The organism is Pseudomonadota bacterium (assembly GCA_039818985.1).
GTDB lineage: Bacteria > Pseudomonadota > Alphaproteobacteria > Sphingomonadales > Sphingomonadaceae > Alterisphingorhabdus.
Genome location: JBCBSU010000002.1, coordinates 76,602 through 95,915, shown reverse-complemented (window position 1 = coordinate 95,915; position 19,314 = coordinate 76,602). Strand labels below are relative to the sequence as shown.

Sequence of the window (19,314 nt, the reverse complement as noted above, 5' to 3'; positions counted from 1 at the left end):
ATAATTATGGTGTTTTTTACCATCTATCAGACGGACCACAACGTCAATGTTACATCTGTATCGAAAGACGATTTTACCGTTTTTCCCGTAGCGTAAAGCGGTAATAACCGGGTCTCAATCGACCTCTATCGCATTGTCCCGTGCCCATTGCCGCAGCGTGTCGCGCAGATTCTCCGGCGGGCTGTCGAGCAGGCCGGAAAATGTCGCACGCACATCCTTCAGGTTCATCGACCGGATCATCGCCTTGATCGGTCCGACTGCAGCCGGGGTGATTGACAGCCGGGTAATGCCGATCCCCAGCAGCGCCAGCGCAGACAGGCGGCGTCCGCCCATCTCGCCACACACGGTGAGGTCGGTACCGGTTCCTTCGGTGGTGCGCACAATCCGCGCGAGGAAACGGAATATTGACGGGCTGAGCCAGTCATAGCGTTCCGCCAACTTGGGGTGTGACCGGTCGGCGGCAAGCAGGAACTGGGTCAGGTCATTGGTACCGATCGACAGGAAATCGAGCTTGGGCAACAACAGATCAAGCGTCTCTGCCAGCGATGGGACTTCGAGCATCGCGCCATAGCGGATATGCTCGGGCAGCAGCCTTTTATGTTCCACCAGAAATTCGCGCTGTCCTTCGAAAATCGCCTTGGCGCGGTCAAACTCCCAAGGCTCGGCCACCATCGGAAACATCACGCTGAGGGTGCGTCCGGCCGCTGCCTCCAGCAGGGCCCGCGCCTGTACCTTCATCAGCCCATCGCGCTCCAGTGCGACACGCAGTGCGCGCCAGCCCATGGCGGGATTGTCTTCCGGACTGTCATTGGTGAGATAGGGCAGCGACTTGTCGCCGCCAATATCGACGGTTCGGAAGATCACCGGCTTGTCGCCGGCGGCATCAAGCACGTCGCGATAGAGCCGCAACTGGCGCTCGCGCCGTGGCAGGGTGGCGCTGACGAGAAACTGAAATTCGGTGCGGAACAGGCCGATACCATCGGCGCCGGTGAGCGACAGTGCGCCAACATCGTCGCGCAGCCCGGCATTGACCATCAGCGTGATCGGCACACCATCCAGCGTAACCGCCGGCTGGTCGCGCAGCGCGGCGAAGCTGGCCTGGCGCTTCCTGCGGCGGTCAAGTTTGGCCTCAAATGCATCGATCACTGCCTCGATAGGCCGGATATGCACACTGGCCTTGTTGGTTTGCAACGTATCGATCAGCAGCGGGTCGCCCTCGCGCACCAGCTGGCGGATATTGCGTGCCTGGCCGATCACCGGAACCCCCATGGCGCGCGCGACGATGGTGACATGGGCGGTAAGCGAGCCTTCCTCGAGGATCACGCCCTTGAGGCGCCGCCGGTCATATTCGAGTAGTTCCGCCGGACCCAGATTGCGCGCGATCAATATCGCGTCGCTGCGCAGACCGAGCTGTGCCGCAGTGCCGATCTGTCCAGAGACGATGCGCAACAGCCGGTTGGCGAGATCCTCCAGATCGTGCATCCGGTCGGCAAGCAGCGGATCGTCGATCTGGCGCATGCGCATCCGGGTGCGTTGCTGCACCCGCTCAATGGCCGCCTCGGCGGTCAGGCCGCTGTCGATTGCCTCGTTGATCCGGCGCGACCAGCCTTCATCATAGGCAAACATCTTGTATGTCTGGAGCACTTCCTCATGCTCGCCGCCAACGCCGAACTCGGCCTGGTTGGCCATATGGTCGATCTGTTCGCGCATGCGGATAAAGGCGGAATAGACGCGCTGGCGTTCGGCCTCGATATCTTCGGCGACGACATGTTCGATACTGATCCGTGGCTGGTGGAACACGGCATCGCCAGAGGCCAGCCCCTTGACCAGTGTCATGCCGTCGAGCCGCAATGGCCCGCTGACCTGGATACCGGCATCGAGCATGGAATCGCGGTCGATCAGTCCGGCATTGTCGATCAGCTCGCTGATCACCATGGCTACGGTCTGCAGCGCTTCGAGCTCGACATCCTGGTAACGTCGTGGCTCGACATGCTGGACACAGACGACGCCGACGGCGCGTTCGCGGCGGATGATCGGTACCCCCGCAAAGCTGTGAAAATTGTCTTCGCCGGTCTCCGGGCGATACTGGAAATCGGGGTGGGCACGGGCCTCGGCGAGATTGAGGATCTCGACATTTTTGGCGATATGCCCGGTCAGGCCCTCGCCCATCGCCAATCTGGTGACATGCACCGCATCCTGGTTGAGGCCACGCGTGGCGAACAGTTCAAGCACGCCCTCGCGCAGCAGGTAGATTGAGCAGACCTCGCTATCCAGCGCCTTGCCGATAATGTCGACGACCTGGTTGAGCTTGGCCTGGGCGTTGGAGCGCGACGCCATGACCTCGTGCAATTCGGTCAGAATCTGGCGCGGCGCAGTGGTTGATGCGGTCATGGCGGAGCATCTAACACAAGCTTTGCGCCGGTGCTATTGCCGTGTGACAGGAATGCCTTTGTCAGCGGGTTATGTGCTGTGCTCAGGCGGTAGAGAGCTCTTCCTTAAGTCGCAGCTTGCGCTTTTTGAGTTCGGACAATCGGATATCATCAGGGTGAGGGCGCTGTTCTTCGGCGTGGATCTCGGCATCGATGGCTTCATGTTTGCTCTTCAATGCCTGATAATGTCCGTTCTCCATAGGTCACTCCTTCGACTCGCCTTGGAAGGCAAAGAGTAGATCATAAAGATTATGATCTGTCTCCCCCTTATGCTTAAGCGCGCCGGTGCCCTTCGGGCAGAGCGAGACCGCCACAGGATCGGCTGCAAGGACCACCATTCCGATCTATCGCCCCGTGCTGTTCACCAAAGGCCGATATTCCCTATAGGGGCGCGCGTGCGTTGGTGTATAGATAGAGACGCTACGGGATGGAGAGGCAGTGTGGACGAAGAGGCAATGCGGCAGAAGCTGGCCCAGCTCAAGCTGGAGCATCATGACCTCGATGTCGCGATTAATGCGCTGACCACCAAGGGCAATCATGACCAGCTGCAGGTGGCCCGGATGAAGCGGCGCAAATTGATGCTCAAGGACCAGATTGCCATGATCGAGGATTATCTCATTCCCGATATCATCGCCTGAACGGACCGATGGTGCGGCCATTGCCAGCCGCACGTTCCACAATGATACAACGCCCGGTCAGGAGGCCTTTTCGGCAAGAAAAAGGCTGTGATTCGCCTCGGTTGCGGTTACATCAGGGGCATGACAGGATCGACCGATATCACCCCGGCGCTGGTGGATGCGCTCTACCATGAATCGATGGAACTGGCGGAGGAGGCACGGGCGCATTTTTCCGATAACGGGCCGCGCGATCTCGCCGAGACGGTACTGTCCCCGGCGCATCAGGTCGAACTGTCCTGTGAATCGCTCAAGGTAACGACACGGCTGATGCATGCCATTGCCTGGCTGCTTAACCGCAAGGCATTTTTCTCGGGCGAGCTGACCGAGCGCCAGCTGCGCGCCAATGGCCATTTGCTCGGTGAGGTGGGGGAGAGCGATCCGGTGATTGTCGCGAGGCTCGATCCACAGAGCCGCTATCTGGTCAGCGCCAGCCAGGATTTGTTCGCGCGCATTGCCCGGATGGAGCAGCGTTTTCGGACCCAGGGGCAGATGACGGGACAGGCTATGGGTGATAGCGCCACAACGTCTCCCGCGCTGGAAATCCAGCAACGGCTCAGGGCTTCATTACAGGGTTGAGCGCTTTTTTTCAGAAGGCGCAACACATCATTGCGCGCGGAGCGCTGCAATCTGAGACGAAACGCGCCTGCACTGCAGTGCAGCGCCGCTATCACTGCTCGCAATGACGATCATGGTCCGCCGTTTGTAACGCAGCCCTGCGGTCAGCGGCGCAGCCGCTTGGTCTTGGTCGGGCGCCGCTTGGTGGTGGTCGTGGTGTAATACACCTCTTCCTCAATCACCTTGTGTCCACAGCTACCGCAGCCGCCGGGGTGTACCACTACTGTCACCGTCTGCTGCGGGTAATAATATTGCGGGTAATAGGGATAATAAGGATAGTAGGGATAACCATAACCATAACCATAGCCGCGCGGTTGTGTCTGTGCCGCGGCCGCCTGCTGCCGTTCGAGATCGCGGCATGGATCATTTTCGGCCCGGTCGATCAGTGTTCCGGCAATGGCTCCGGCCCCGGCGCCAATCAGCGTACCGGCGGTGCGGTTGCCGCGTCCGGCGATACGGTTGCCGGCCACAGCGCCCAGTGCGCCGCCGATCAATGCACCGCCGACGCCATTATCGCGGCGGCAGCGTTCGAGCAGGTCGGCACTGGTGCGGTCAATGGCGACGCCCGGTGCGGTTGCCGGATAACCGCCCTGCCATCCCTGCGCCGGATATCCCGGACCCGGATAGCCCTGGCCGGGCAGTGCTTGCGGCTGGGCACCAGCGGGGAAATCGACCCCGACCGGATTGCCATTGGCATCGGTATAGCGGCTGTCGCCAATATAGGTGCCGCGATATTCACCCTGCAGCCTCTGGCCCTGAGCGTCCTGATAGGTACCGGCCCAGCGCCCCTGATAGACCCGGCCATCGGGGGTGGTGTAGCCGCCGGACCATCTACCGTCATAGCGGCCGTCCTGGGTCACGATCGGCGCATTGGGATCGGGCATCGGAATGCCGCGATGCACCACGCGGCTGTCGGCGCCGTAGATCGATGGATCATAGCCGGGGCCGCCAGTGGTGGTTGTGGTGACGATGGTGCCGTCGGGCAGTTGCTGGCGGGTAACCGTTGGCTGCTGCAAATGCGTCTTTCCGGTCAGATCGGCGATGGTGGCACTGTTATCGCCGCGCAGTGATTCGGCAGCAAGAGCAGGCGATGCCGTGCCGATGGCGGCGGCCATTATCGCCAGGCCGGAGATGGAAAAACAAGCTTTGTTGCGGACAGACATGGTAAACGATGCTCCCTGATCAGGCCACGCTCTGCCGGGTGCAGCGCGAAGCCGAATGTGGTTACCAATTCGTTACCATTTTTGACGGCGAGCCACCATTGCAGAAATGTAAATTGCTTGGAAATCCGGGCTTTGCCGGCACGCTGTCCTGTTTTGGGGCAGTCGATCAGCGCGGCATCAGGCGGCGAAAAGCGGCCCCATAAGCGCGGCGAGCCGCATCATGCCGGCCTCGTCTTCGACATCGAAACGGGCAGGCGTGGGACTGTCGAGATCGATCACCGCCACCACCGCGCCATTGGCGATCACCGGCAGCACCAGCTCGGAGCGGCTATCGGCGTCGCAGGCGATATGGCCGGGAAACGCCTCGACATCATCGACCCGCTGCGCTCTGGCCTGCGCCACTGCGGTGCCGCAGACACCGCTGCCCAGCGGGATGCGGATACAGGCTGGCTTGCCGATAAACGGTCCAAGCACCAGTTCGCCGTCAATCATCCGGTAGAAACCGGCCCAGTTGAGATCGGGGAGGAATTGCCAGATCAGCGCCGCGACATTGGCCATGTTCGCGGTGAGATCGGGCTCGTCGCTGGTCAAGGCGTGGGCGGCCTCGGCAAGATTATCGTAAATCTGAGCCTTGGTGGCATCGGGAGCAGGGGCAAAATCGAACATGACGCGGCATATAGGCGCGGCGGATGGTCAGTGCCAGATAGTTCTGATTGCACCCCCGCATATCGATTGTTGTCGCCGGGAGCCGAGCGCTAATCCGGACGAACCCTGCCGCGCGCCTTTTTGACCGCACCACGCTTTTTCTTGGACTCCAGCCTCTTGGTCTTGCCGATACGGTTGAGACGGCTTTTCTTACGCTTTGCCGGGACATGCTGCGCCTTTTGCAGCAACTCGGCAAAGCGCTGCCGGGCATCAAGCCGGTTGGCCGACTGGGTGCGGTGGCGTCTGGCGGTAATCACCATCTCGCCAGCATTGGTGAGATAGGCGCTACCCAGCTGTTTCAGCCGGGTATAGGCGGCCGGTGACAGGCCAAGCCGGGTAATATCGACCCTGAGCTGCGCCGCCGTTGCCACCTTGTTGACATTCTGACCGCCGGGCCCCGAGGCGGTGATGAACTGCTCGCTGACCGCATTGGCAGGCACAGCGTCCCATATCTCCTGCCAGCGCTCAGCCATTGTCATGCGCTGCTAGCACCAGTCCATCCAGCACCGTCTGGTCGAGAGTTGCCTCATCGAAACCGAGATTGACGAAATCGCGCGGCATCGACGCGGTGGCGCTGACGGCATTCTTGCCGGGCCGGGTAAAGGCGATGTGACGGCTGTGCAGCAGGGTGCGCCCCTTGGCGGCGCTGTCCTCGGGTTTTGCGGTGCGGCCGTTGCGATAAACCGGGTCGTGCAGCAGTGGCAGGCCCAGTCCGAAATAGGCATGGGCACGGATCTGGTGTGTCCGCCCGGTCAGCGGCACAAAGGCGAGCAGGCTGTTGCCCTGAATTGTCGCGAGGCAGCGCCAGAAAGTCCGGGCCGCCTTGCCATTGTCGCCGGGCTGCATCCACCAGCCGAGTGTCTCGCTGCTGACCTTGTCGAGCGGCAGGTCTATACAGCCGCTTTCGCTCTGTGGCGCACCGGCGATGATACCGAGATAGAGCTTGTGCACTTCGCGCGCGGCAAAGGCCTGACCAAAACGTTTCAATGCGCCCGGATTGCGCGCCAGCAACAGGCAGCCGCTGGTGTCGCGATCAAGCCGATGCACGGCTTCGGGAGGGCGGCGAAAACCGAAACGCAGATCGGGCGCGAGCTGCTCGATGCCCTGCTCTCCCGCCTTGGTCGGTGTGACCGGCATTCCGGCCGGTTTGTCGACCACCAGCGCTTCGCCGTCAAGAAACAGCAGCGGCAAGGGGCTGTCCTCAGCGACAGTTTCGAGGGTCGGGGCGTTTGCCGGATCGTTGCTCATGCGCTGCTGCCTGTCAGCTTGCCCCGATTAATGCAAGCCTGCCACAGCAGAATCGGCTAGCATGCTATAGTAATCCAAAGCCTGGGAGACGGTGCGATGAACAAGATGACCAGGGCGCTCCTTGCCGGATGTGCTGCCGCATTGGCGCTTGCCGGCTGTAGCCCGCAGACCGGGGACGAGACCGCTGATGTTCCCAATGCAGATGCACCGCGAAACGACGCGTTATGCGATGGCCCGGCGGTGCTGCAAGTGCTGGGCTCGGGCGGGCCGATTGCCGATGATGACCGCGCCGGTGCGTCCTATCTGATCCGGCGCAACGGCGTGCCGGTAGCACTGATCGATGCCGGTAGCGGGACGTTTCTGCGCTTTGCCCAGGCCAGGGCCAGCATCACCCCGCTCAAAGTGATCGCGCTCAGCCATTTTCATGCCGATCATGTTGCCGACCTTGCGGCAATCCTCAACAGCGGCAATTTCGAGAAGCGCGAAGCACCACTGCCGATTGTCGGACCGGCTGCGGGTGGCATTTATCCCGGACTGACCGATCATCTGAACAGCCTGTTCGCGCGAGATAGCGGGGCCTTTCCCTATCTGTCGGGCTATCTCACCGGCGAGGGCGATGCGCCGAAGCTCGAGATCACTGAAGTCGATACGACGGATAGCGCGCTCGTCACGGTGTTTGCGCAGGATGATCTCGCCATAGAGGCGATGTCGGTACACCATCTCGATGTCCCGGCACTGGCTTATCGGGTGACGCTCGGCGATGCGGTGGTGTTGTTGCCCGGTGACCAGAGCTTTTTGAGCGAGGATTTCGAGCAAGTCATGGCGGGCAGCGCCCCGGACTTGATGGTGATCCACAATGCCATTCCCGAGGGGCCGGGTCAGCCGCGCGGCCTGCATCGCAGTCCGTCATCCTGGGCTGAATTGGTCGCGAGGGTCCAGCCGAAGCAGCTGGTTGTGTCACACAATATGCTGCGTGCGCTCGAGGCCGAGGAGGACACGATATTCGACGCGCTTGCCGGGGATTATCGGGGCAATGTCACACTCGCCAGCGATCTTGCCTGCTTTGCCATCAAGGCTGCGCCGCAATAGGGGGCTTAATCCGGCTTGAGATTGCCGCGACTGACATCGCTGCGCGGGGCTATGCGCGGCCGCTGTGGCCTTGGCGCACGGACACGGGGTGCCTGTCTGCGCGGCGTTGCCCGCGGCGTGCGTGCGCGTGGTGTCTGGTTCTGCACTGCCGGGCGTGACACACGGGTGCGGGGTGCCCTGGTCCGCGGTGCCGCAGTTGCGCCGCTGCGTGGTGCCCGGGCGCGTGGCGGTCTTGCGCGCGGCCTGTCGCGGCGCAGCTCGCGTCCGTCGGTCCAGCCGCGATTATTGCGGGTGGCCTCGCCGCCGCGCCGGATGCCACGCCTTGCCTCGCGACCGCCGCCGCGCCGGCCATTGCCGGCATTTCTGTTGCCACGCCGTTCATCGCGCCGGGCTTCGCGCCTGCCGGCCCGCCTGTCGCGCCGGTCGGCGCGCTGTGCCGGGGTCAGTGTGGCGGCATTTTCACGCCGCTGCTCGCGCCTGTCTGCGCGTCTTTCGTCGCGCCTGTCTGCACGCCGGTCCGCGCGTCGCGCATCCCTGCGTGCATCGCGCCGCGCCTCTCTGCGAATTTCACGGCGTTCGGCACGCCGCGCGTCACGCCTTACCTCGCGCCGGGCTTCACGCCTTACCTCGCGCCGGGCTTCACGGCGTATCTCGCGCCGTTCGGCACGCCGTGTCTGGCGGTTGATACGGTTGACATTGCGACCGAGGAAACTCTGACGATAGCGATAGCGTTCGCGTGCCCAGAAGCGCTGGTGCCGGGGCGGAATGTCGAAACGGCGTCCGCCGCGATCAAAGATGAACAGACCATGCCCGGGATAGAAGAAATTGTCATAATAGCCGCCGGCAAAGCCGATATTGCCGAAGCCGTTGTTGAAGTCGCAATTATAATAAACGTCATAGGGGTTATAGGGATCGCAAAATTCGTCATAATAGGCAAAGCCGCCCCCGACGCCGACCCCGCCACCAACGGCAACGCCGCCGCCAAAGCCTGGCTGGCCGAAACCGACACAGCCGGAGAGCGTCAGACTGGCGATGCCCGCCACACACAGGGTCTTCAGGCTGTTCCAGTTTAAACGCTTCATCTTACACTCCTCTCGCTTCACCGCCGTTATTAGACGGAAACGATTGAATTCATGATGAATGATAGGTGCAGACTCTGGCCATATTGGCGCTTTGTCATGGCAATATGCCTAGGCGAACGATTGTTTCAGCCTATCGTTGGCCGCTGAAGCGACGATGCCGCAACGGCATTTGGCAAAATCTTTGCCAACAGTCTTGCTAACAGCGATGTAGATAGGGTATTTAATCAGTCGATTAAACTTTTGTCGGGACAGCAGCGTTAACGGTCTTGCAGTCCCCTATCGGCGAACAGGAGAGCGTGTCCCCATGGCCACTATCGCTGCAGAGATATCCCAGAAGAAAACGCACCGGCAATCCGCCGCATCCCGGCCAATCCCGGCTTCCGTGACAGCGAGAACCCGCATTGGGTGCGCATGCCGGAAGGCGGTATCGACCACCTGCCCGGCGATTATGGCCTCCCTGTGGTTGGCCATACCTTCACCGCGCTGCGCGATCCGCGCGCCTTTGGCCAGATGATGTATGCCAAATATGGCCCGATTTACCGCACCTTCCAATTCGGTCGCAAACAGGTGGCACTGGTCGGCGCCGACGCCAATGAGCTGGTGCTGTTTGATCGCAACAAGACCTTCAGCTCGGAGCAGGGCTGGGGGCCTGTGCTCAACCTGCTGTTTCCGCGCGGGCTGATGCTGATGGATTTCGACCATCACCGCGCCGACCGTCGGGCGCTGTCGGTGGCATTCAAGCCGGGGCCGATGCGCCACTATGCCGAAAAGCTGTCCGAGGGCATAGCCGAGCGGGTGCGGCAATGGACGGACAGGGACCTGCGTTTCTATCCCGAGATCAAGAAGCTGACGCTTGATCTCGCCGCGACCAGCTTTCTCGGTATCCCGTGGGGGTCGGAGGCAGACCGCATCAACACCGCCTTTGTCGACATGGTACAGGCATCGGTAGGCGCGGTGCGCCAGCCGCTGCCTTTCACCAAGATGGGCAAGGGCGTAGCGGGTCGCAAATATCTCACCGAATATTTCACCCCCCAGGTGCGCCAGCGCCGTGAACAGCAGGGCCCCGACATGTTCAGCCAGTTCTGTCGCGCGACGCATGAGGATGGCTCGCTGTTGACCGAGGATGAAGTCGTCGATCACATGAACTTCCTGATGATGGCGGCGCATGACACCATTACCTCATCGGCAACCTCGCTGGTCATGCTGCTCGGTCAGCATCCCGAATGGCAGGAGAAGCTGCGTCAGGAATGCCTTGAGGTCGCGCCGAATGGACAGCTTGGGTTTGACGATCTCGCCAAGCTCGAACTGACCGAAATGGCGTTCAAGGAATCGCTGCGGCTGATCCCGCCGGTGCCGTCGACCCCGCGGCGTGCGGTCAAGGATTTCGAGTTTATGGGCTATAAAGTCCCCGCCGGCACCGCCGTCGGCATCAGCGCCGGTGCGGTGCACAAGATGGAAGAGCACTGGCCCGATCCCGAGCGCTTCGACCCGATGCGTTTCACCCCCGACAAGGTGCGGGCGCGGCACAAATTCGCCTGGGTTCCCTTTGGTGGCGGCGCGCATATGTGCCTCGGCCTGCACTTCGCCTATATGCAGATCAAGATCCTGATGCACGAGATCCTGACCACCAACCGCATCGTTACCGAGCCGGGTTATGAACCCGACTTCCAGTTCTGGCCGATACCGCAACCCAGAGATGGGCTCAAGGTGCGGCTGGAGCGACTGTAAACTGTAAGCGCTGCCGCAAATCCTTGCGGTTATTCGGCAGGCGATGGCTCGTTAACGGCCAGTTTAGAGAACCGGCCTGTCAATATGTGTTCACCATCGCGTTCAACCATGAACCGGTGCGGCCAGATCAGCCCGGACGCGTGTTTGAGATAGTCCATTTCCATTACCATAGCGCCGCTATCGGTGAGGATTTTCACGATCCGGCCATTGCGCGGATCAAGTCCAACCAGCGGTGATGTTTTGCCGCGTGCGTGCAAGCGGAACCATGTCAGGTCGCCATGTCCGGAAACATTTTCAGGACCGATCAGTTCAAGTTCATCCGCAGTCAGAAAATAGAGGAAATTGGCATAGAGAGATGCGAGCATTTCGGCGGCTTCAGAATCTGCTAAGGCCTGTCCTTCACGCATTGCGGCATCACCGCCCCGGGCAAAGCGATAGCCACTTTCACCCGAGCTGCGCACGGCGATCGCCTGCTGCCGAAAATCCATGAAAACATCTTCGGATGATGAAGCAGAGGAGGCTCTGTCTATATCGAGATGATAGGACAGGGTTTTTGTATTCGACAAAACAGTCTCGCCGCCAAATGCCTCTTTCAGTTGTGCCATGGCCGAGGCTGCGAGCGCTTCTTGCAATACCGCTATGTCCTTGACCGGTATCCTGTAAATATCGGCAGCGCCCTCTTCCTGTCCGGGGAAGGGCTTTTGTGTTGCGAAATAGAGGATCGCGTTGTTGGGCGTGAGGCTGGGCGTAAAGTCCAGTGCGGACGTATTGATGCTTGTGCCCAGATCGGTCGCCTCCGTCCATCCATTGCCGGTGCGATGGGAGACATATAAATCACCACCGCCTCCCGGGCCACCGGGGCGAGTGCTCCACCAGATGGCGACCCTGCCATTCTTTGTCAGGGTAAAGTCGCTGTCATGATATGTGGTGTTGAACGGTGCGCCTAATTTCTCTGGCGGCGCGAAGCCATTACCCTCCACGCGGGAGCGGTAAATGTCATATTGGCCGCCACGTCGTGAACTGAAATAGAGATAGCCATTATTCACTTCGGGGCCAAACTCGCCTGCCCGGGAGTTGATCAGGCCGAGATGTTCGGGTGCTGTCCACTGACCGCCAGTCCGCCGACTGCGCCAGATGTCATAATCATCCTCGTCTTCGCGCACATCGCCGAGAAATGTCGGGCGGTCCGAAATAAAGTAGAGCGTATCGCCCGATGGAGAGAGCCACGGATCGGAATCCTTGTAGCGCGGGTCTGAAAAGCCGATTTGCTCTGTGCTTATCGGCGCACCATTTTCCAGTGTGACAATATAGATTTTGCCAAGCGAATAATCGGCTTCGGCACGGGTGAATATCCCGGTGTCTTCGCTATCGACAATCTGGAAATTAATCTCGGTCTTTGGTGTTGATACCAAGTCTGGCGCAAGCCGCTCCGGGGTTTTCGCCTGTGCTGTGCAGCCGATCTGAAGCATTGCCGTCAGGCCGGTGGCAAGAAAGAAAGTCCCTCTACGCATAAACCCCCATGAATGTGCAGACCATGATTATTTCTGCGACGCTCATTGCAGACGCATAATGCATGGCGGATGAATATCGAGGCCATGTTCAGGCATGGGATTGCAACGGCCGCGGTAAACGCTTTCCAGCTCGCACTTCCCGTCCAGCGGGCTGCAGCTGTCGGGTTTATACAAGTCTTGCAACCCCCCGCTTCGTAATCTGACGCAGATTGACTGGAGGGAACCATGGTATCGGCATTACGCTGGATCATTCTGGGCGTGCTGGCATTGGCGGCGTCGAGCGGACAGGCCTTTGCCCAGCGCCTCGACAAGAATGACTGCAATAATGGCCTCTATCACATTGAGGATGGCCTGAATGACCTGATCCACATGGGTGTGGTGTTCAATTCGCAGCAGCGCACCTATTGCGAGAGCGCCAATGGTACCCGATCATGTGTGAATGGCCGGGAATTGTTCGACACATTCCAGAAGAACAAGAATGAGCTGGGCATCGTCACCTGGAAGGTGACGCGGATGGCCATGATGCCCGAACTGATTGGCCGCAGTGATTATGCATGCCAGAAGACAGCAACCGGCTACCGTCTCGGTGTTGTGATTGAGCGCGGTTTCCAGGCCCGCAATGGCCAGACTTTCGGTGACCTTGTCTATCTCGATCTGGCGTTTCGCCAGCTTGGCAATGGGAATATCTCGGTGTTGAGCTACAATCGCCTTGATGAAAGCAACCTGCCATCCTCAATTCTTGCTGCGGGCGATCCATTCCGGCGGCGCCAGTTCGTCTTTGATCGGACTTATGGCAATTCGCGCAAACTCTATCACCGCAGCACTATTGCCGGTGGAGCCTATGATACACCGCAAAGTCGTGCAGTCGCAGGTGCCAGCCGTTCCGCGAGCGGGCGACAGAGCGGATCGTCGGGATCGAGTGTGTTCACGATTACCCGTTCCGGAACGAGCGGGTTGCTGCGCTCGAGCAGCGCTGCCAGCCAGGCAGCACGCTCTGCGGCCCTCAATTCCGCCCGGTCCGCCTGTCAGTCGCAAGGCGGACGAGTGATATCGAGCAATTCCGTGCCAAAGACGACACGCAAGGCAACCGATACCACCTATCGCGGCACGGCCACGGCAACGGTGCGCTGCCGCCGCTGAGACGCTTCTGGAATACGGTCCTGATCCCGTAGTCCAGGGACAGGCTGAAGGCGCGGTTTGAGCAGCGGAGATGCGTTTTTGGGTTGAGGGATCATGGCTTGATTTGCGGACCGTCTGCTTTGGGTAGTGAGGTGCTCAATGCGGTCATTCCAGACCGGACTGGTGCGAAAGGAACTGGCGTAAGATGAGTGTACGATAGGCTTCCTGGTCGGCGACAGAAAAAGGTCACGGCAGGAACGGTGTCGAGGTCGATAGCGCCCCGCTCGACCAAACCCATCACCAGATGGGCATAAACTGGCTTGGTAACCGAGCCGGCTTCGAAAGCCGTGCGGGGAAAACCGGGGTCACTGCCATCATCGAGAGCGAAGGGAGAATTCCTGCAAAACGCATCACGATCACCTCTTTATTACTACGCTTGTAGATATTCTACTATCAGCTGATGCCGACCTGTTGCGAAGCCGTAAGGCGTTTCGATACCAGCATTCCTGGAGTTCAAGCTAGGCAGGATCGTTTGATGCAGAAAGTTCCGCTTGCATCTGCTGCGAGATTAATTATTACATATGTAATAATTTTAGATATGCTCATGAACCGAGCTGGAGAAGTGCCCATATCCATGATGCGAGGAATGATAATGAACAGCCGTTTCCTTTTACCCACGCTTGTCCTTTCAGCCGCGCTGGTTGGTTGCGCAACGAACAGACCTGTCTCGGTCGCAGGCATTGCAGAGGGCACAGTGCCGGATTGTGCAACCGAACAACACATGCCGGTGTCGGATCGCAACCCACAGGCGACACAAAAGCTAACGGCGCTCCAGTCTCGTTTGCCGGAATGGCTCGGGCAATCGACCGTCCCCAGCGCCGGTGTCAGTTACGTCGCGGGCGGGCAGCTGCAATGGACGCTAACCTGCGGGGAGCGCAGCGAGGGCAACCCAGCAACTGCAGACACACTCTACGACACGGCATCGATCGCAAAGCCGATTGTGGGTGAGATTGTGCTCAGACTGGCAACCCAAGGCAAGGTTTCGCTTGATGAACCTATGGCGGCATTTTGGGTCGATCCTGATATCGCCGAAGATCCCCGCCGGATGCAGCTGACCCCAAGGATCGCACTCGCCCATCAGACTGGATTTCGGAACTGGCGGCGGATGAGCGACGGCGTGCTGACATTCACCTTCGATCCGGGCACTGAGCGCGGCTATTCAGGTGAAGGCATTGTCTATCTGACTCGCTTTCTCGAAAGAAAGCTCGAAAAGCCATTCGATGATATCGCGCGTGAAACTGTGTTTGACCCGCTTGGAATCGAAGATGCTTCTTTTGTCACCATAGCAGAGCTAAAGTCTCGCTACGCTTGGGGCCGTTTTGCCGACAGCGAGTGGGACGAACCTGGCGATTACGACGAAGCTGAGGGTGCCGGACGACTGCGCATATCAAGCGCGGACTACGCCAGAATTCTCGCGGCTGTCATGGCGAATGACGGGGTCGACGCGAAGCGCGCTGCTGAACGGTCCGGAATTGTTCTTGATGAGCGTGACGAACGGTGCGGGCCGGACGGGCGACCGATCGAAGCCTGTCCACAGCGAATGGGTTTCAGCACTGGTTGGTATGTTTATGAGTTTAAAGAAGGCACCGTCTTCGCCCACACTGGTCGCAACCGTTCCGAGCAATCCTTTGCATTCTTCAAGCCTGATCAAGGCATCGCCGCGGTCATGTTCGCGAATGGCGAAGAGAGCAAAGGCCTGCTCGGAAAGATAGCGCGGCTGATCGAGGACGATGAGCGTATTGCGATAATGCAAGGCTATTGACATCTGCAAACTAATGCCGGGACTCCCATTCAGAAGTGCAGCAACATGGTAGACTTGACTATTTCAATGAGATCGCAGGCTCAATGATCTGGAGTTTGACAAACGTAAAAGTCTGGCCGATGCTTGCTGCATGAAGATCACCGATGCTGAAAGCGTAATACTCGGCGCCCTCTGGAACAGAAGCCCTCAAACAGCCGAGGAGCTTGTCTCCACGGTTGGACCGGAGCAAGGATGGGAGCCACCTACTGTGCGCACATTGATCACGCGGCTCAGGGAGAAAGGTGCGATCGCATCCGAAAAGGATGGCAGACGCTTCCTTTTTCGGCCCGCTGTGTCACGCGAAGAATATCTCGATTCAACAGGCGTACTCGAGCGCGCTTTTTCTGGTGAATTCTCCCCTCTGGTCAGCTATTTCGCAGATCGAAAGAAGCTATCGAAGGCCGACATCGCCAAGCTGCGCGAGATGATCGAGCGCTGGGACGACGATGACTGATGCTGATCTCTTTCTGGCCGACCTGACGGTGGCGGGTATAGTCGGGATTCTGATGGTCGCGCTGCTGCGATGGGCGTGCAGGGGCCTCTTGAGCCCGCAGGCCCTCTATCGGTCATGGATACTGGTTCCGGTTCTGATGCTCGCAAGCGTCATGCCCGGTTTCGACGATGCCCCTGCCTGGGTTGGCCTGTTTGCGACCTCTCCAGATCTTACACCTGTCGCGGAAGCTATCGGTTCACAAGCTATCGATGTTGAGCGCAGGCTCGACAGAATGGATGTCCCTCCTCCTCGAGCCCAGGGGGCGCCCGACGGAACGGCAATTGTCGGTGGTTGGCCGTTGCTTTTTGCTCTTTGGGCGAGCGGAGCCGCCACCTTTCTCTTTTACGCTCTGTGGCGGCACAGGAAATTCGTTCGCGATCTTGGCAGGCTAAGCCCATCGTCTATCGATGGGGTGCCTATCATGGTGGCCTCTCGCACCGGATTTAGCCCCATGCTCTTGGGCATATTCAGACCGATCGTCGTCGTTCCCGAGGACTTTGACTCACGCTACAACACCCAACAGCACGAGGTCGTCTTGCAGCACGAAATGGCCCATCGCGACCGGCGCGACCCACTGATCAATCTCGTCGCTTTGCTAATAAACACTGTGTTCTGGTTTAACCCGCTGGCTTATTGGGCGGTCAGAGCGCTAAAATGCGACCAGGAGATCGCATGTGACGCGGTGGTTCTCAGTACGACCGGCATATCGCGCAAAAGCTACGCCGAGACGCTTCTGGCGGTCGTAGTTAATGAGGCGAGCCCGCCAGTCTCGTGCGCGTGGCACAGCGGTTCCCGCATGACACATCGTTTCGATGCGCTTGATCGCCGATACTTCTTTGGACAGACTGCAAGCATGGGATCAATTGCAGCGCTGATAGCGCTGTCCGGTTGCGGTTTTGCCGACCTGCGAAACGGACTTTCCTTCTCCTCATTGCCCGATCCGGCTAAGCAGATGGACGAGGTGCTGGCGCTTGCTGATCGACATGATCAGCCAAAGGCAGAGCCAGAGCATTACCGAATGACAAATCCCTCAGCTGTGGAGATCAAGCAGTTCGGTGGCCTTTTGCGGATCGTTTCGGAAGATCGCGAGGACGCACTGCTTTCAGTCTCGCCAAACGGCCCTTCCATCACTTCGAAAGGCGGGGTTCTGCGGTTGGCTGGCCATCACATCGCGACCGCGGATGAATGCAATTCACTCGCGCTCGATCGGTTGAGCTCGGGCGGACGGATCGGCACTGCGACGCTTCGCATTCCCCACGGACTCCCGGTGCAAATAGGGGGATATGTCTACACAGTCGCATCGGATAGCGTCCGTCTCGACGTGTCGTTTCGTGGTTGCGGCGTAGCGCGGATCGGGAATGTACGCGACAGGCTGATGATCAATGGGCGAGGACAGCATCGCATTGCCGCTCAGAGTGTCGATGGCGATCTGTTGGCTGCGCTGCGTGGTCAGACGGAAATGTCCATTCCCGGCGTCTCCGGAAAAACCGATGCGCGCCTGCGCGGACAGGCAAAGCTGGCGATCCGCAAAAGCGGCGGGCCGATGCAAATAGAAGCATTGGGACAAGCGCTGGTTCGGGTTGATCAGGCAACAGCTTCGGTTGGCGTCAGTGAACGTGAGGAAGGACAAGTCCGCATCGGAACCTAATGTTGGCGCTGTGACAACCCGCCATTCTCTCTATAGGCTGCGCTATTCTGGCTTGCCTCAAGCTATACCATAGGAGATATCAGCGTTTATCTGCGCCGGATCGCCGCCATATTCGTCTCCGGCCACGTGCTGACGCCACTCCTTTTGACTCGCCCTTCCCACCTGATTGCAGTCAAAACTTACGAGCAACTCGCCGAACATAATGTTCGCTTTCGGCAGCTGAGATCTGCAATGGCTACCTCTTGGATTTCTGAGGCGCACAACGGACACAAAATGGTCCTACCGAAAATATCAGACATTGGCCCAACAGCCCCATCGCATTCCTGAAAGCCGCCTAGCCGCCGGTTCCAATCCCCGCTAAGCCGCCGGCATGACGCGTGGCATCTTCCATTATGACAGCATCATCATCGGCGCCGGTGGCGCGGGGTTGATGTGTGCCGCCATGGCCGGGCAGCGCGGGTGCAGGGTGCTGCTGATCGATCATGCCGACAGGCCGGGGAAGAAAATCCTGATCTCGGGCGGCGGGCGGTGCAATTTCACCAACCTCCATGCCGCGCCTGACCGGTTTCTGTCGGCCAATCCGCATTTCATCAAGTCTGCGCTCAGCCGCTATGACCAGCATGACTTTATCGCTATGGTCGATCGGCACGGCATTGCCTGGCACGAAAAGACGCTGGGGCAGCTGTTTTGCGATGGCTCTGCAAAGCAGATTGTTGCGATGCTGATGCAGCAGTGTCCCGATGATCGGGTAACGCTGAGCCTTGGCACAGCAATCCGCGATATTCGCCATAATGATGGGCGTTTCATTGTCGGTTATGGCGACAGCATGGCGACCGCGGCGTCGCTGGTGATCGCCACTGGCGGCCCCAGCATTCCGAAAATGGGCGCCACCGGTTTTGCCTATGATGTGGCGCGGCAATTCGGCCTGAAAGTAGTGGAGCCGCGCCCGGCGCTGGTGCCGTTGACCCTGGGCGGTGATGATGTGCTGTTCCGCGGACTGTCGGGGGTGTCGGCACCGGTCACTGCCCGCTGCGGCAAGATGGCATTTCGCGAGGCGGCGCTGTTCACCCATAAGGGCCTGTCCGGCCCGGCAATATTGCAAATCTCGTCCTATTGGCGCAAGGGCGATGCGGTGCATGTCGATTTTCTGCCCGATGCCGCCAGTGACTGGCTGCTCGCAGCGAAGCAGGCGCATTCGCGGCAGCACCTGCCGGCACTATTGGCCAGCCATTTGCCGCAGCGGCTGGCCGAGGCGCTGGCGGGTCGCCTCAGCGATCATCTGCGTCCGCTGGGGGAGTGCAAGGATGCCGTGCTGCGTGACTGGCAGGCACAGCTTGGCCATTGGCGCTTCGTGCCCAATGGCAGCGAGGGCTATGCCAAGGCCGAAGTTACCGCCGGCGGGGTCAGCACCGCGGAACTGTCGTCGAAAACGATGGAGGCGAAGAAGGTGCCGGGGTTGTATTTTGTCGGTGAAGCTGTGGATGTGACTGGCTGGCTTGGCGGCTATAATTTCCAATGGGCCTGGTCAAGCGGCTGGGCGGCGGCGCAGGCAATCCAGGGAAATATGAGAGGCATGGCGTTTGGTGGATAAGCAGCCAGAATCCGGACCGGCAGCATTGTAGCGATGCCTGCCCCCTTGGCATCGCTACAAATGGAGTTTCGGTTCAGGCAGATGCGCTTTCGCGTCTTCCGGGTATCTCGATCTTGTCCATCTCGACAAAGCCGGGCCATTGGAAGCCGCAGAAATTGGGCACTTCGACCCGCATGCACTGTTCAAAAGCCTGGTTGATAAGCCCATGGCAGATAATATCCGCCACCGACTGAATGCAGAGCAGGTCATCACCGGTCTGTGCTTTGGCCGGTGCCTGTAATGACAAGCCCGACATCAGCATGGCGGCAGTCACGATCTTGATTTTTGCTGATATTTTCATGTTACGCTCCTGATG

18 protein-coding genes are annotated in these 19,314 nt (G+C 59.5%); 9 read left to right on the top strand and 9 right to left on the bottom strand.

The window, feature by feature from the left end; translation table 11 throughout:
- Positions 1–114: 114 nt before the first annotated feature.
- On the bottom strand, positions 115–2,391 hold the full coding sequence (gene ptsP, locus AAFX04_12105) for a phosphoenolpyruvate--protein phosphotransferase (GenBank protein MEO1046175.1): 2,277 nt from the start codon (positions 2,389–2,391) through the stop codon (positions 115–117).
- 82 nt (positions 2,392–2,473) lie between these two features.
- Positions 2,474–2,629 (bottom strand): YdcH family protein, encoded by a 156-nt coding sequence (locus AAFX04_12100; GenBank protein MEO1046174.1) that lies wholly within the window; start codon positions 2,627–2,629, stop codon positions 2,474–2,476.
- A gap of 240 nt (positions 2,630–2,869) precedes the next feature.
- Between AAFX04_12100 and AAFX04_12095 the strand changes: the two genes are divergently transcribed.
- Complete coding sequence (locus tag AAFX04_12095) at positions 2,870–3,067, top strand: DUF465 domain-containing protein (protein ID MEO1046173.1); 198 nt, start codon at positions 2,870–2,872, stop codon at positions 3,065–3,067.
- Between the two features lie 120 nt (positions 3,068–3,187).
- On the top strand, positions 3,188–3,682 hold the full coding sequence (locus AAFX04_12090) for a DUF1465 family protein (protein ID MEO1046172.1): 495 nt from the start codon (positions 3,188–3,190) through the stop codon (positions 3,680–3,682).
- Between the two features lie 143 nt (positions 3,683–3,825).
- On the opposite strand, the gene AAFX04_12085 is transcribed toward AAFX04_12090, so the two are convergent.
- From AAFX04_12085 to AAFX04_12070, 4 genes are all read right to left on the bottom strand, one after another.
- Positions 3,826–4,836 carry a glycine zipper 2TM domain-containing protein gene (locus tag AAFX04_12085; GenBank protein ID MEO1046171.1) on the bottom strand — a complete coding sequence of 337 codons (1,011 nt, stop codon included), beginning with the start codon at positions 4,834–4,836 and terminating at the stop codon, positions 3,826–3,828.
- A gap of 225 nt (positions 4,837–5,061) precedes the next feature.
- Complete coding sequence (locus AAFX04_12080; protein ID MEO1046170.1) at positions 5,062–5,550, bottom strand: GAF domain-containing protein; 489 nt, start codon at positions 5,548–5,550, stop codon at positions 5,062–5,064.
- Between the two features lie 89 nt (positions 5,551–5,639).
- Entirely contained in the window at positions 5,640–6,062 is a 423-nt protein-coding gene (arfB, locus tag AAFX04_12075) for an alternative ribosome rescue aminoacyl-tRNA hydrolase ArfB (GenBank protein ID MEO1046169.1), read from the bottom strand.
- Positions 6,055–6,837: an RNA pseudouridine synthase gene (locus tag AAFX04_12070; GenBank protein MEO1046168.1), complete on the bottom strand. Its 783-nt coding sequence runs from the start codon at positions 6,835–6,837 to the stop codon at positions 6,055–6,057. Before AAFX04_12070 ends, arfB begins: the two co-directional genes overlap by 8 nt.
- A 96-nt stretch (positions 6,838–6,933) precedes the next feature.
- Between AAFX04_12070 and AAFX04_12065 the strand changes: the two genes are divergently transcribed.
- A complete protein-coding gene (locus AAFX04_12065) occupies positions 6,934–7,926 on the top strand; it encodes an MBL fold metallo-hydrolase (GenBank protein MEO1046167.1) in 993 nt (330 codons plus the stop codon).
- A 5-nt stretch (positions 7,927–7,931) separates the two neighbouring features.
- Here the strand turns inward: AAFX04_12065 and AAFX04_12060 are convergent, their stop codons facing one another.
- Complete coding sequence (locus AAFX04_12060; protein MEO1046166.1) at positions 7,932–9,008, bottom strand: hypothetical protein; 1,077 nt, start codon at positions 9,006–9,008, stop codon at positions 7,932–7,934.
- Between the two features lie 411 nt (positions 9,009–9,419).
- On the opposite strand from AAFX04_12060, the gene AAFX04_12055 reads away from it, so the two are divergent.
- Complete coding sequence (locus tag AAFX04_12055) at positions 9,420–10,736, top strand: cytochrome P450 (protein ID MEO1046165.1); 1,317 nt, start codon at positions 9,420–9,422, stop codon at positions 10,734–10,736.
- Between the two features lie 29 nt (positions 10,737–10,765).
- On the opposite strand, the gene AAFX04_12050 is transcribed toward AAFX04_12055, so the two are convergent.
- Positions 10,766–12,247, bottom strand: a complete 1,482-nt coding sequence (locus AAFX04_12050; protein MEO1046164.1) for a hypothetical protein — start codon at positions 12,245–12,247, stop codon at positions 10,766–10,768.
- Between the two features lie 225 nt (positions 12,248–12,472).
- On the opposite strand from AAFX04_12050, the gene AAFX04_12045 reads away from it, so the two are divergent.
- From AAFX04_12045 to AAFX04_12025, 5 genes are all read left to right on the top strand, one after another.
- Positions 12,473–13,387 carry a hypothetical protein gene (locus tag AAFX04_12045; protein MEO1046163.1) on the top strand — a complete coding sequence of 305 codons (915 nt, stop codon included), beginning with the start codon at positions 12,473–12,475 and terminating at the stop codon, positions 13,385–13,387.
- Positions 13,388–14,018: 631 nt separating this feature from the next.
- A complete protein-coding gene (locus tag AAFX04_12040) occupies positions 14,019–15,188 on the top strand; it encodes a serine hydrolase domain-containing protein (protein ID MEO1046162.1) in 1,170 nt (389 codons plus the stop codon).
- A 130-nt stretch (positions 15,189–15,318) separates the two neighbouring features.
- On the top strand, positions 15,319–15,681 hold the full coding sequence (locus AAFX04_12035) for a BlaI/MecI/CopY family transcriptional regulator (protein MEO1046161.1): 363 nt from the start codon (positions 15,319–15,321) through the stop codon (positions 15,679–15,681).
- Positions 15,674–17,368: a M56 family metallopeptidase gene (locus AAFX04_12030; protein ID MEO1046160.1), complete on the top strand. Its 1,695-nt coding sequence runs from the start codon at positions 15,674–15,676 to the stop codon at positions 17,366–17,368. Before AAFX04_12035 ends, AAFX04_12030 begins: the two co-directional genes overlap by 8 nt.
- A 370-nt stretch (positions 17,369–17,738) precedes the next feature.
- Positions 17,739–18,959 carry an NAD(P)/FAD-dependent oxidoreductase gene (locus AAFX04_12025; protein MEO1046159.1) on the top strand — a complete coding sequence of 407 codons (1,221 nt, stop codon included), beginning with the start codon at positions 17,739–17,741 and terminating at the stop codon, positions 18,957–18,959.
- 73 nt (positions 18,960–19,032) lie between these two features.
- Here AAFX04_12025 and AAFX04_12020 read toward each other — a convergent pair whose 3' ends face one another.
- Positions 19,033–19,299 carry a hypothetical protein gene (locus tag AAFX04_12020; protein MEO1046158.1) on the bottom strand — a complete coding sequence of 89 codons (267 nt, stop codon included), beginning with the start codon at positions 19,297–19,299 and terminating at the stop codon, positions 19,033–19,035.
- Between the last annotated feature and the right edge of the window lie 15 nt (positions 19,300–19,314).